Source organism: Planococcus kocurii, assembly GCF_001465835.2.
GTDB lineage: Bacteria > Bacillota > Bacilli > Bacillales_A > Planococcaceae > Planococcus > Planococcus kocurii.
In genome coordinates, this window is sequence record NZ_CP013661.2 from 840,838 (window position 1) to 855,481 (window position 14,644).

Consider the following 14,644-nt stretch of genomic DNA (forward strand, 5'->3'; position numbering starts at 1 on the left):
ATGACTTTTGAGTGCAACCTTTTTAACTGTAACAGAGTAAGTTGATGCCTATTGCGATGGACATTTTTTGTTGGCCCTGCCTAAGCCGATTGCACCGCCTTCACGATACACTGTTCTTGCAGGAGTCACCGTCTTTATTGTCGTCATCCCCCTGTGAATCTAAAAAATTCCACTTCTGCAAAGGACAAAGCCGCTCTTAAAGATGATACGAGGACGCAAAATTAACCGATAAAGTGTGTTCGTGCCTATCAAGGACAAGCGATCACTCCATAGAATTCACCTCTAGAACCTTCAAAAAGTACATCTCGAGTTTGAGATTGTGGGATTGGTCCACACTCTTCTATAAGCAGCTGGCATCCCTTAGCTACTTTCTGCATTCTCGGCGGCGATTCAAAAAAACAGACGGAGAAAAAGAGTTTCTTTTTCTCCGTCTGTTTTATGTTCGAGACTTATGGGATAGCCGCTTTATAATTACACCAAGAAAATGAAGTAAAGAACGAAAATCACAAACAACCCATACATGATTGGATGAACCTGCTTGCCTTTACCTGCTACGACCATTGTAATTGGATAGAAGATAAATCCAATCGCGATGCCTGTTGCAATACTATAACCAAGTGGCATAGCTATCATCGTTAAGAATGCCGGAACAGCGATTTCAAATTTCGTCCAATCTATTTTTCCTAAAGCTGAAACCATTAACACCCCAACAATGATCAAAGCTGGAGCTGTCACAGCACTAGTGATGACTTCGAGTACCGGATAGAAGAGAATCGAAATGAGGAACAGCAGTCCCGTGACTACGGCTGAAAATCCAGAGCGTGCTCCAGCTGCAACTCCTGCAGTCGACTCGATATAGGAAGTCGTTGTTGACGTTCCGAAGATTGCTCCACTGACTGTCGCAATTGAATCTGCCAATAATGCTTTGCTTGCTCTCGGGAGTTTGTTGTCTTTCATCAAACCTGCCTGATTAGCAACAGCTACTAGTGTTCCGGCTGTATCAAAAAAGTCGACGAATAAAAATGTTAATACGATAACAAGGAATTGAATATTCAACAATGAACCAAAATCGTTAACGATTGGATCAATCGCAACACCGAAAGTCGGTGCCATGCTCGGAACATTCAGATCAATAATCGCGCTTGGCAAATTAACTACACCAAAAATCATACCGACAACTGCTGCAATTAAAATCCCAAAAAAGATTCCGCCTTGAACACCACGGACCATGAAGATGACAGTAATAATTAAACCAAAAATAGCCAGTAGTGCTGAGCTATCTGATAGATCACCTAATCCGACTAAGGTAGCTGGATTATCGACGATAATATTAGCGTTTTGCAATCCGATAAAAGTTATATAAAGTCCGATTCCTGCTCCAACCGCATATTTTAATTCAGCAGGTATTGAGTTGATGATGAGTTCACGAAGACCCGTTAACGTAAGAAGAATAAAAATAAGACCTGAAAACAAAACTCCTGTTAAGGCCGTTTGCCATGGAATTCCGTAAGTCAGGATAACTGTGTAAGCAAAAAATGCATTTAACCCCATTCCTGGAGCAAGTGCGATTGGATATCTCGCCAGTATTCCCATCATTAAACATCCGACAGCTGCAGCTAGAGCGGTTGCCATAAATACAGCTCCGTAATTCATGCGTAGTGCATCATCAAAATCCGGAACCGATTCCAGCGTTAAAGTTAACGGATTGACGACTAAGATATAAGCCATCGCTAAAAATGTTGTTAAGCCGCCGATAATTTCCCGACGGTAATTTGTTCCCAGTTCTTCAAACTGAAAATACTTTTTCATATTGATTCCTCCGAATGCCTGTGCATAATTTCTACAAAAGAAAAACGCATACAGCAGTTTGCCGTATGCGTTCGATTTACCCCTTCAACAGAAATGAAGGGCATCCTACTCAACTAGGAGCGGATTAAAATCGTAGTCGAGTCATTTACGGTGACTCGGTAGAAACTTTCGGGCCATATTCCCGACATTATACGACAAGCTTATTTGATTTCTATCGTAATATATCATGTATAAAATCATTAAACAATACCAAACACGAACATTTATAAAGAATAAATGAAAAAAGTTCGTAAAAAAAGGTGTCAGCTAGTTTAGCTGACACCTCAAAAAATTATTCCCACTCAATTGTTGCAGGTGGCTTGCTCGTAATGTCATACAATACACGGTTAATGTGATCGACTTCATTGACTAAACGGACACTGATTTTCTCTAAAACATCCCAAGGAATGCGAGCCCAGTCAGATGTCATGCCGTCAATTGACGTTACTGCACGGATACCGATTGCGTAATCATATGTGCGGGCATCGCCCATTACACCTACACTGCGAAGGTCCGGCAGAACAGTGAAGTATTGCCAAATATCACGATCAAGACCCGCTTTTTTGATTTCATCACGCAAGATCCAGTCAGACTCGCGAACGATCTCCAACTTTTCTTCTGTAACTGCTCCCATAATACGTATTCCTAATCCTGGGCCTGGGAATGGCTGGCGCCAAACGATTTCGTCTGGCATACCAAGTTCAGCTCCAAGTACGCGCACTTCGTCTTTGAACAATGTGTTCAATGGCTCAATCAATTTAAACTGCATGTCATCTGGCAATCCGCCAACATTGTGGTGAGATTTAATGGTTTGTGCCGTTGTTGTGCCACTTTCAATAATGTCCGTGTAAAGCGTTCCTTGTGCAAGGAAATCCATACCTTCTAATTTTGAAGCTTCGTCATCGAATACATAGATAAATTCGTTGCCGATAATTTTACGTTTCTTCTCTGGATCTGTAACACCTTCAAGTTTGCTCATGAAACGATCGCGCGCGTCGATTTTGATCACGTTCATATTGAAACCATCAGCAAAAGTCTTCATGACACTTTCCGCTTCTCCTTTACGAAGAAGGCCATGGTCGACGAACATACAAGTCAACTGGTCGCCAATTGCTCTATGAATCAGTACAGCGACTACCGACGAATCTACTCCACCGCTAAGTGCACAAAGTACTTTTTTGTCGCCGACTTCTTCACGAATTTTTTCGATTTCCAACTCAATGTAGTTTTCCATCGACCAGTCATCCTTCATGCCACAAACATCATAGACGAATTTGCGAAGCAAATCGTTGCCATGCATTGTATGGCGGACTTCTGGGTGGAATTGAACGCCGTAGAATCCGCGACTTTCGTCAGCCATCGAGGCAATTGGGCAACTAGCACTTGTTCCAATAACATCAAAACCTGGAGGTGCAGCCGTAACTAAGTCACCATGGCTCATCCAAACAATTTGTTCTTCAGGAAGACCATTGAAAATTTTACTTTCCTTAGTCAGCTTTAATTCTGCTTTGCCGTACTCTCGGTTTTGCGCTTTTTCTACATTGCCCTTAAGGTGCAACGCCATTAATTGCATACCGTAGCAAATTCCTAAAATCGGTAAGCCCATTTCAAAAATAGCATCATCGATTGAAAATGCATTGTCGTCATAAACGGAGTTTGGTCCACCTGAGAAAATAATCCCTGTAGCATTCATGTCTTTGATTTCTTCAGCAGTAACTGTATGTGGATGAAGCTCGCTGTATACACCGATTTCGCGGATGCGACGAGTAATCAACTGATTGTATTGACTTCCAAAATCCAAAACGACGATTTTTTTCTGTTCTTTCAACATTGGACTAACTGGCAAAACCTTCACCTCTTCTATTTAATTTAGGTTTCAAAATAACAAAAGAACGCGAAAATTGGACCTCGCGTTCTTCTGCTCTACATCAAAAAGGCGAATGCACATGTCAAAAAGCATGCGTCATCCACCTTCATAGTCAAGTCATTTCCGGGGACTTGGTAGAGACATCCGATCCATATTACCGGACATATATGAGGGCACCTGTAATTTATAATTTAATCAATTGTACAAGTTAAAGCTTGTAAAATCAACCGCTTGTCCGATTGATTAAGTTTTCCCAACTTTCCCTCAACTCATGCCAGTCAATGGATTCACTATCATTGCCGTAAATCATCCGCTCATAGGCATCGGTTAATTCCGTCATTTCTTTCGTGCCGAAAAACGCATCGATATATGCTGCATAAGATTTTAATGTTTGTCCGGGTCTCTTATTAATGCCATACAATTCCAATTGCTTTAATAACCGCAGATAAGCCTTTTCAAAACGTTCGGGTCTATCTCCGCTCATTCGGTAATAAGCAACTAATAACTTTGGCATCCATTTATGACGGATTTTGAAAAGAATCGCTGCAAGTAGAACCGTCCCCACAATCATCCAGACAAGTTTCCACCGATTCATAGAAATAAAATCAGTCAATCGATCCCAAAAAGAAGGCCCAGAAACTACAGTGGTCTCTTCGGCTTCTGCGGTATCGGGTTTTTCAGCTAACGGTTGTTCTTGCTGACCAGGCTGTTCGGGGTCTGTTGCATCCAGCTCCAAGTCGAAGTCGATAGATGAAGATCCTGTAAACCCAATTGTTGGTTCGAACAACATCCAACCAACTCCTGGCATATAAGCTTCAACCCATGAATGTGCATTATTGTTTGTTACTTGATAAACGTTGGTGTCTCCTCCCGAGTTGATGAGTTCTCCTTCGTTAAATCCTTTGACCCAACGAGCTGGAATATCAAGAGAACGGAGCATTACCACCATCGAGGTTGAAAAATTATCGCAATATCCTCTTTTTGTTTCAAATAAAAATTGATCTACATAGTCTTGGTTCGCTTCAGGAACCGGAATGTCTGTTTGACTGTATTCAAATCCAGCAGTACTGAAATATCGTTCTATGGCACGTGCTTGATCATAAACTGATTCAGTACCGCCTGTAATTTCAACAGCTAAATCTCGGACACGTTCCGGCAACTCGTCCGGCAATTGCAAAAACCGGTCGAACTCGATAGGCAATTCAGCTAAGTCGACTTGGCTTGTCTCCCTCAATGCCGTCAAACTAAAATTCGGTTCGTTAAAGGATACTTCGTATGCCTTAGGTTCGAATTCTTCACCGTTTCGGTAAGTCTCAAAACGTTGATCTGCTGTACTGTATTGATAGTCCGGTGACTCTTCCATTGAAAAAGATTTTGTTCCATAGGGATATAGTACAAACGGAAACTCTTGCTCCATCGCCAATTGAGCTGATTCGAGCTCTTCTGCGGGAACAAAATCAGTATCAACCGTATCGCTGTTTCCATAAACAACAGATTCCCCTACATTTCCTGTCAATTCCCATCCCTTTGTTGTATATGTGTCTTTCGATTCGACTTTCCAATATTGACCTTCTGACACTTCGGCACGAAAAACAGCGGTATCGTCTCCGACAAAAGATCCGCCTAGTCGTGAATCATCTACTCCGTAGCCAATTCTACCAATGGTTCCTCCACTACCAGCCCCGCCTTGGCCAGAAAAGGTGGTGAGAAATGGCACAGGATCCGGCCAAACTGGATCTGCTTTGGGCAAATATAACGCCAGTGCTGTCGAAGCCGCCACCAGCAACACGAGGGGTACAGCAAACAAAGCCATTTTATCCGTACGTTCTAAAATACGATGCCCTTCCATCCAGCGTACCAAATACAATAGACCCGCAAGAAGAAGTCCAATGACCATAATTCGAACAATCGCCGTTTCTCCTGAATACGGACTAAAGGTATCCAGCACGGCGATAAAAATAACTGTTAATAGATAGAACAAGAAAATACTTAACCTAAAACTAACCCAGTAATGGATTAAGTAAATAGCCATCCACAACAAAACAAAAAACAAGACCGTTCGGAAAACATCTGTCGTTTGCTCCCAGTTCTGACTCGTTAAAGCTGAGAAATTCAAACCGACATCAGTTTGAAGAAACGCAATAGCATCAGCTGTAAAAAACACGTGACCGGTATAGACATAGACAATGAACCATAAAATATAAAGAAGTTTTATCGGTCCGGAAAACCACCATGGAACCCGCAGAAAAGCCATCAACAACCCGACAGCAATAAAAATCAAAAACAGCGCTTTATGTCCTGTTTCGGTTAATACAATAACTGGCGTCAGCCACTCGGCTAGCATCAAAAAAACCAGTACATATAAAATAGCCATAAAGACTTTATTGTTTCTTATGGAAGTCATTGGCGGCTCACCTCCGTAAACACTGTTGCAAAGTTTTCAGGACTTACACGTTTAACAACAAATCCCTTTGAGCGAGCATATTGATGTACCTTTTCTTCCTCTGCCAGCAAATTCTCGCCTTTAGTTGCGACAACTAAACACATGCAATTGCTCAAATTTTTAGCGTTCTTCCGAATAGACTGAACCATATCCATCGAGAGTTGACTCGTGACATATAGTAAGCTCGATGTATTCATCTGCTGCAACTCACGACCGATCGCTTGGTCAACTGGTTTATCCAAATCATCTTGCACTTTCGCCAAATGATACATAATTCGCTGCAAGTGCTCTTCGGTTTGAACTAAAGGGAAATAATTACGGTTGCGACCCACTGATAGATAAGCTACGCTCGAATTTGCGCGTACGATCGATTGCAAAATAGAAGCAACTAATTCTACTTGAAGTTCAAATTTCTCGGAATTTCTTCGATCGTCTAGCAAAAAAAGTTCTTGCGACTGGCGATCCTCAAATTCTTTCGTCCGCAATGTTTGCGTTCGCGCATAGGATTTCCAATGAATCCATGATACACGGTCTCCGGGTTGATAATCACGAAGTCCACTAGTCATGGTCGTGTCTTTTACTAATGTGAAAGGGGCAGCCATCGTTCCCTGATCGTAACGTGACTCCATCGGCCGATAAACGATATCCACTGTATTCGGATATACTAAAATTGTTTGCTGAACTGGCAATAATACAGTCTTTTTTACCCACCCAAAAAAATCAGCAACTTCTAGGTGAATACCTTCTAGTACATGTTCCCCTCTTGGCATTTGATCAATAACATATGTCCAAGAAGAGATCTTCCGAAATCCTGGAACTACCATCTTTTGATGTTGCCCTGCCATTTGCTTGTTGAGAGAAGGAGAGTGGGTTTGTTCACTGGCAACAGTATAAAGTAGCGGAAAAGGAGTTTTCCGGTAAATAGTGGCGGTAGCAGAAAAACTTCCGCCTTTTCTGACCTGAGTCGTGTGAATTTCTCTCGAAGCGACAATGTGTTGTATGGGATATAATGCCAGTAACACCGAATAAATAGTAAACGGCAGAGACATATAAAAAATAAACCAGCTGACAAAGCCTCCTTGAAACATAGCAAAGGAGAAAGTTAAAAAAAGAATCAGCACTACTGAAGTCAAACGTCCCCATAAACCAATATTTTTTTTCATTCGGCTCATTGACCGACAAGCCTTTGAACAGGTACATGGGTTTTTGCCAATATTCGTTCTGTGATTTCTTCTGCAGTAATACCATCATAACGAGCCTCGGAACGCAACATAATTCGGTGACCGAAAACGAATTTCGCCAAATACTGGACGTCGTCTGGCGTTACATAATCTCGTCCTTTCAATAATGCGTAAGCCTGTGAGGCTTTCATCAATGCAATCGACCCTCGCGGACTCACGCCTAAATAGACATAAGCGTCTTGACGAGTTTGTCTAGACAAATCGACAATATAGCTGCGTATTGTTTCATCCACTTTGATCAATTTCGCTTGCTCTTGAAGCTCCAAAAGTTCGCTCAGTGAAATGACCGAAGTTAATTCTTCGATTGGCGCCGCAGCGCGTGCTCGATTTAATACTTCCATTTCTTCTTTCGGTGTAGGATAGCCCATTTTAATTTTCAATAAAAACCGATCAAGCTGTGCTTCAGGTAACGGATAAGTGCCTTCATATTCGATGGGGTTTTGCGTAGCCATCACAAAGAATGGTTTAGGAATTTGCATTGTTACTCCGTCAATCGTGACGGAAGCTTCTTCCATCGCTTCAAGAAGAGAGGACTGTGTTTTCGGAGAAGTTCGGTTTATTTCATCAGCTAATATGATATTGCCCATAATTGGCCCTGCTCGAAAATGAAATTCCATGTCTTTCGGATTATAAATCGACACACCAATCACGTCCGATGGCAATAAGTCAGGCGTAAATTGGATTCGTTTAAAATCGGCGCCTACTGATTTTGCTAATGCTCGGACAAGCATCGTTTTACCGACACCCGGTACGTCTTCTAGTAAAACATGACCATGAGACAGCATGGCCACGATACTCAATTCAGCAATATCGCGTTTGCCGATAATAACTTTTTCGATATTGTCTATTACTCTTTCCAATAGTTGTTTGGCATCCATCTATAGGTTCCTCCAATATAAATCAAAAATGTTTTGAATTATCGCAATCTTATCGTAATCATAACGAAAAACAAGTGATAACTCAACTGCATAAGATCTTTTCCCACGATTTCCCTAAAATAAAAAGCAGGAATCCCTTAAGGTTTCCTGCTTTTTATTATTTATTTCCAGAAATCATCGAAAATAGTAATCGGCAAATGACGTTTATGCTGCGTTCTCAAGTAATGGCCTTCTAACTTTTCCTGCGCATCTAGCGGAATTTTCTTACCTTCCAAATAATCATCAATCAATTCATAAGTCACTCCCAAAGCCACTTCGTCAGGGAGCGCTGGTTTATCGTCTTCTAAATCTGCGGTCGGAATTTTCATGTACAGGTGTTCAGGACAACCAAGTTCTTGCAACATTGCTCGCCCTTGTCGTTTGTTTAAGCCAAATAATGGCGTTAAATCAGCAGCACCGTCGCCAAATTTTGTGTAAAACCCAGTTATTGCTTCTGCTGCATGATCTGTTCCGAGCACGGCTGCACTGTGCATCGCTGCCGCTGAGTATTGGGCTTTCATTCGTTCCCGGGCTTTTTCGTTGCCTTTGGCAAAATCAGTCAACATAATGCCGGCGTTTTCTAAAGCACGTTCACTGGCATCAACTGCTTCTTTTATATTGATGGTATACAATTTAGTCGGTTGAATAAACTCCAAAGCGTCTTGTGCTTCGTGTTCGTCAACCTGCACACCGTACGGCAAACGTATGGCATAAAAACCGTATTTAACGTCAGTTGATTCTTCATTTAACTGATTGACTGCTAGTTGTGCTAGCTTACCGAGCAGGGTAGAATCCTGTCCGCCAGAAATACCTAAGATATATCCTTTCAAGAATGGATGATGCTTTAAATACTCTTTTAAAAATACTACAATCTGTTCAATCTTTTGTTGCGGTTGAATCAGAGGCTCTACTTTTAACTCATCAATAATTCGCTGTTGCAAAGTAGACATTAAGCTCCTCCTTCCTCTTCGATAAAGTCATGAACTGCTTCCCGTACTTCTTGAATATTTTTCATTTTATTGTTCCAGCATTTCTGACTTAAGTCGACTGGGTACTCTTCAGGATTTAACGACCGTTTGTATTCATCCCACAATAAATCCATATTTTTAATTCCGTAGCTTTGCATTTCCTGCACACTTGGATTGTCATAAATGATTTCACCATTTTCAACAACTTTTTGATGGATATTGATTGCATCGAAATTCGTCACAAACTTTGATACGAAGGTATGAACCGGATGGAACATTTTTAAACGTTCTTGAGAAGCCGGATCTTCGTCGTGCATAGCAATATAATCGCCTTCAGATTTACCATTTTCTCTATCAATAATTCGGTAAACATTTTTCAGACCCGGCGTCGTAACTTTCTCAGCGTTTCCGGAAATTTTAATGGTATCTTCCATTTCACCGCTGTCGTTTTCAATAGCTACTAATTTATAAACAGCTCCTAATGCTGGCTGATCGTATGCCGTGATTAGCTTTGTCCCAATACCCCATGTATCTACTCGAGCACCCTGTGCCTTTAAATTCAATATCGTGTATTCATCGAGATCATTTGAAACTACAACTTCTGTATCCGTGAAGCCTGCAGCATCTAGCATTTTCCGCGCTTCTTTCGATAAGAAAGCGATATCTCCACTATCTAAGCGTATTCCTTGGAAGTTGATTTTATCGCCTAATTCTTGCGCTACCTTTATGGCAATAGGCAGTCCAGATTTCAAGGTATCGTATGTATCAACTAAAAACACACAGTTTTTGTGACGTTTAGCATATGCATGAAATGCAGCATATTCATCCTTGTATGCTTGCACCATTGAATGAGCGTGCGTACCTGCTACTGGAATACCAAATTTTTTCCCAGCTCGTGCGTTGCTAGTCGCTTCAAGTCCACCGATATACGCAGCTCTAGAACCCCAAATTGCAGCGTCCATTTCTTGGGCACGTCTTGTTCCAAATTCCATGACCCGTTCTTTTTTTACGATTTGTTTAATGCGACTGGCTTTCGTGGCAATTAAGGTTTGGTAATTAACGATATTCAATAGTGCAGTTTCAATTAATTGCGCTTCTACGAGAGGAGCCTCGACACGGATCAACGCTTCATTTTGAAAGACTAGTTCGCCTTCTACTACCGAGTAAACATCTCCGGTAAATCGGACGGTACGTAAATATTCGATAAAATCTTCCTTGTAGCCGAGTTCTTCTTGAAGATAATTCAAATCACTTTCTGTAAATTTAAAGTTTTTCAAGTAATCCAAAACACGTTCCAATCCAGCGAACAGTGCATAACCGTTGCCAAAAGGCAGTTTGCGGAAAAATAATTCAAATACCGCTTTTCGTTCATGCATCCCATCTGCCCAATAAGTCTCCGACATATTGATTTGATATAAATCTGTATGTAGCGCCAAACTGTCATCCGCATAATGCTTATCCATAAGATTCTCCTTCTTCCACCATCAGTAATGCTTCCAATTATACACCAATAATCCAAAGACAAAAATAAAAGTCATTCATATGTAGAGAACTAATGCTTCTTTTCTTCTAACCCCTTCAAATCAACACTTTTTTTGCAAAAATCTGTAATCTCACGTTTCAATCTTCTAGTTAATCTATCGACTACAAATGTACATGCTTTTTCTACACAATTGACAAAAAGTATATGACTACCCACAATTAATCATATGCCTTGACACTTTTCACCAAACATGAGATACTTACTTGGTTAACACAAAGGTAACTGGTAAATTTTGATAATCTGGCATTCTACGATAATGTTTTTGAGAATACTTATTCACACTGGAGCGATTTAAGGATCGCAAGGACGTAAAAGAAGGTAGGGTTTACGTTGCTTAGGTTAGAAAGCACCCAGTGGAACAATGACCGCGGTACTGAAAGTAATACTTTCAATGGAAATGATTCCCCAGTAACATGGGTTGAAAAATTGAGTCAAAACAAATTATGGTTACCTTAAACAAACAAAGGGATGTCCTCTACTTGAGGGCATCCCTTTTCCAATTCTTTAGCTGTTAATATTTGAGCGCTACATTTTTTAAAATGGTGTAATTGCGCAAAGCTTCAAGTCCTTTTTCACGTCCAAATCCACTTTTTTTATATCCTCCAAACGGCATCTGTACTCCACCACCCGCTCCGTAATTATTAATGAATACTTGTCCCGCACGAATTTTACTGGCTACTCGATGTGCTCTAGCCCCATCTTTTGTCCAAACTCCTGTTACAAGTCCGTAATCTGTGCCATTGGCTAAGTCAATTGCCTGTTGTTCCGTTTCAAATGAAAAAGCCGTAACCACGGGTCCAAAAATTTCTTCTTGAGCAACATAGCTGTCTGGTGACAGTCCATCAATCACAGTTGGTTGAAAAAAGTAACCATCTTCGAGTCCAACCGTCTTCTGTCGTTCACCTCCTGTTAAAAATGTGGCACCTTCTTTTTTAGCTACACCCATAAATTCAAAGATACGCGTAAATTGTTTTTCATTTAAAATTGGGCCAAGATCCAAATCATCTAGTCCTTTGCCAATTTGAATTGTTTTCATTTTTTCTACTACCTTTTCTAAAAACTCTTGCTTGATGGTTTGTTGAACCAAAAGACGAGATCCCGCTGAGCAGGTTTGTCCGGCATTTTGAATAATCGACCGAACAACCCAATCCACCGCTTCTTCTTGATCGCAATCATCAAAAACAATATTTGGCGATTTTCCGCCAAGTTCTAGCGTAACTGGCTTAACATTTTTCGCTGCTCCCATCATGACAGCAGAACCTGTTTGAACAGAGCCGGTAAAAGTAATATGATCCACATCTGGATGTTCAGAAATTGCGGACCCCGCTTCAAAGCCATAGCCTGTCACCAGATTAAACACACCTTTGGGCAGGTCCGTTTGATCAAAAATTTCAGCTAATTTGATCGCAGTTAACGGCGTGTCTTCTGCTGGTTTTGCAACGACCGTATTGCCTGTTGCAATCGCTGCGGCTGTTGAACGAGAAATGATTTGTAACGGATAATTCCACGGAATGATATGTGCCGTTACGCCAATCGGCTCACGCAGTGTGTAATCCAAAATTCCCGGTTGAACGGGTATGGTTTCGCCGAAAATTTTATCCGCCATTCCAGCGTAATACTCAAAATAGAGAGCAGAAGCCTCCACATCTTTACGTGCCTGTGTCAGTGGTTTTCCCGTATCAAGTGTTTCTAACAAGGCGATTTCTTCTATGTCTGCGCGTAAAGCACAGGCTACTTTATGTAAAATTCGTCCTCTTTCAATTGGTGGAAACAACTGCCATTCTTCGGACTCAAACCTTGTGCGAGCCGCTTGAACCGCGGCATCCACATCTTCTTTTTTGCCTCTTGGTACTTCCGCTAGTATTTCGCCAGTTGCCGGATTTTTTGTTTCAAATCGCTCTCCGGTTAGACTGTCTAGCCATTTCCCATTTACATACATTTGCTGTTTTTTCATTTTCCTGTTCCCCTTCTCGGTTAGATTCCACGTCCTCCGTCTACGTTTACTACGCTGCCCGTCATCATTTTTGCTAAATCAGAACTGAGGTATAGCACACAGTTCGCAATTGCTTCAGGTGTAATCAATTCACCTAATGGTACGCTTTTGCGGAATATACGTTCTTTTGTCTCTCCTTCATCACTGCCGGATGCTGTAAATTCACCAAGCATCTTCGTATCGGCTGGACCTGGATTGATGGCATTTACTCTTATGTTGTAAGGAGCTAGTTCAATGGCCAACGCTTTTGTCAACGAAATCGTTGCACCTTTGGAAGCTACATAAGCATTCAAACCCGGACGCGGCCGGTCTACGGAAACAGAAGCAATGTTAATAATCGATCCACTTTTTTGCTGTTTCATATATGGAACGGCCGCGCGTGAAGTTAAAAAAACCGCCGTTGAATTAATTGCCATAATGCGTTCCCAATCTTTTAAAGACACTTTTTCAATATCTGTCGCTGCCTGTGCAATTCCGGCAACGTTTGCCAAGACATCAATCTGCCCAAATGTTTCAGCCGTTTTTTTCACCGCATCTTCCACACTTTGTTCGTCTGTTAAGTCTCCTTGAATAACTAGTAACTGCTCCGGATATTGAGTCTTTAATTCATTAAGACCGTCTAAGTCGAGATCAATTGCCGCTACTTTTGTGCCATGTGTTAAAAATTGTTCGACAACTACTTTACCCATTCCACCGCCGGCACCCGTAATGATTGCTACTTTAGTTTCTAGATTCATCTATCTTTCCCCCTCTTTGGTCAGCAAATGATAGACTTTTTCTGCAATTGCTGATCCGACTTGTTGCGTTGTAGCAGTACCACCTAAATCCGGTGTCAGCACTTTGCCTTCTTGAATTACTTGTTCGATGGCGCTTACAATTGCAGCCGATAAATCTGCACGTCCTAAATGATCCAACATTAATGCAGCTGACCAAATTTGCGCAATCGGATTGGCAATTCTTTTGCCCGCAATATCTGGTGCCGAACCATGTATTGCTTCGAACATAGAAGGGAAATTACGTTCTGGATTGATATTGCCTGACGGGGATACACCTAGCCCTCCGACTAAGGCGGCTCCGAGGTCTGTCAAAATATCCCCAAATAAATTAGATGCGACAACCACTTCAAACGATTCTGGTCGCATGACGAAATACGCAGCCAAGGCATCAATAAAATTACTTTCAAGTTCAATATCCTCGTAATCTTTCGCGACCACTTCCACGACTTCGTCCCATAGCTTCATTGAATGGATGATAGCATTGGATTTTGTCGCACTCGTCACTTTCGATTTGTTGTTTTTTCGAGCATATTCAAATGCGTATTTTGCAATTCGCTCGACGCCTTGTTTGGTGATCACGGTGTTTTGAATGGCCATCTCTTGCGACTGTTGCTGGTATAAGCGACCGCCGATATTCGAGTATTCACCTTCTGCATTTTCACGGAATACCATGAAATCAATTGGCAAATCATTTTTCAAAGGAGATTCAATACCGGCCAATCGTTTAATTGGTCGCATGTTGACGTACTGTTGAAATTTTTTGCGAATCGGCATGATTAGTTCCCATATAGTAATTTCATCTGGCACCCGTTTGTCTCCAACAGCACCGAACAAAATAGCATCAAAGTTCTTTAACTGATCTAGTCCATCCGCAGGCATCATGTACCCATGTTCCAAGTAATATTCACTGCCCCACTCGAATTGCTGAAAATCAATGTTAAAAGTAGGGTCTTGTCGCTTAAGAGATTCTAATACTTTGATAGCTTCTTTTGTAACATCTGGTCCAATTCCGTCTCCAGGAAGGACCGCTATCTTATAAGTTGTCATA

At 41.4% G+C, this 14,644-nt stretch carries 10 protein-coding genes and 2 riboswitches; all 10 genes read right to left on the reverse strand.

Translation table 11 applies throughout. The annotated features are described in order from the left end of the window. Window positions 1-471: 471 nt before the first annotated feature. The 10 genes from AUO94_RS04315 to AUO94_RS04360 all read right to left on the reverse strand — a co-directional run bounded on the left by AUO94_RS04315 (window position 472) and on the right by AUO94_RS04360 (window position 14,643). Window positions 472-1,809, reverse strand: a complete 1,338-nt coding sequence (locus AUO94_RS04315; protein WP_058386066.1) for an NCS2 family permease — start codon at window positions 1,807-1,809, stop codon at window positions 472-474. Window positions 1,810-1,922: 113 nt separating this feature from the next. Further along, window positions 1,923-2,024, reverse strand: a riboswitch (purine riboswitch). Between the two features lie 116 nt (window positions 2,025-2,140). Next, complete coding sequence (gene guaA, locus AUO94_RS04320) at window positions 2,141-3,679, reverse strand: glutamine-hydrolyzing GMP synthase (RefSeq protein ID WP_058386946.1); 1,539 nt, start codon at window positions 3,677-3,679, stop codon at window positions 2,141-2,143. A gap of 125 nt (window positions 3,680-3,804) precedes the next feature. Further along, a riboswitch (purine riboswitch) is annotated at window positions 3,805-3,906 on the reverse strand. Window positions 3,907-3,938: 32 nt separating this feature from the next. Beyond that, window positions 3,939-6,119 carry a transglutaminase domain-containing protein gene (locus AUO94_RS04325; protein WP_058386067.1) on the reverse strand — a complete coding sequence of 727 codons (2,181 nt, stop codon included), beginning with the start codon at window positions 6,117-6,119 and terminating at the stop codon, window positions 3,939-3,941. After that, window positions 6,116-7,321, reverse strand: coding sequence for a DUF58 domain-containing protein (locus AUO94_RS04330; RefSeq protein WP_335339247.1), 1,206 nt, complete (start codon window positions 7,319-7,321; stop codon window positions 6,116-6,118). The genes AUO94_RS04325 and AUO94_RS04330 overlap by 4 nt, the downstream gene beginning before the upstream one ends. Before the next feature lie 5 nt (window positions 7,322-7,326). Then, on the reverse strand, window positions 7,327-8,277 hold the full coding sequence (locus AUO94_RS04335) for an AAA family ATPase (RefSeq protein ID WP_058386069.1): 951 nt from the start codon (window positions 8,275-8,277) through the stop codon (window positions 7,327-7,329). 161 nt (window positions 8,278-8,438) lie between these two features. Next, entirely contained in the window at window positions 8,439-9,266 is an 828-nt protein-coding gene (gene nadE, locus AUO94_RS04340) for an ammonia-dependent NAD(+) synthetase (protein WP_058386070.1), read from the reverse strand. Beyond that, window positions 9,266-10,747 carry a nicotinate phosphoribosyltransferase gene (locus tag AUO94_RS04345; RefSeq protein WP_058386071.1) on the reverse strand — a complete coding sequence of 494 codons (1,482 nt, stop codon included), beginning with the start codon at window positions 10,745-10,747 and terminating at the stop codon, window positions 9,266-9,268. The genes nadE and AUO94_RS04345 overlap by 1 nt, the downstream gene beginning before the upstream one ends. Window positions 10,748-11,338: 591 nt before the next feature. Continuing rightward, window positions 11,339-12,781: an aldehyde dehydrogenase family protein gene (locus tag AUO94_RS04350; protein ID WP_058386072.1), complete on the reverse strand. Its 1,443-nt coding sequence runs from the start codon at window positions 12,779-12,781 to the stop codon at window positions 11,339-11,341. 20 nt (window positions 12,782-12,801) lie between these two features. Then, on the reverse strand, window positions 12,802-13,557 hold the full coding sequence (locus tag AUO94_RS04355) for an SDR family NAD(P)-dependent oxidoreductase (RefSeq protein WP_058386073.1): 756 nt from the start codon (window positions 13,555-13,557) through the stop codon (window positions 12,802-12,804). Continuing rightward, window positions 13,558-14,643 carry a tartrate dehydrogenase gene (locus AUO94_RS04360; protein WP_058386074.1) on the reverse strand — a complete coding sequence of 362 codons (1,086 nt, stop codon included), beginning with the start codon at window positions 14,641-14,643 and terminating at the stop codon, window positions 13,558-13,560. Window position 14,644 lies beyond the last annotated feature (1 nt).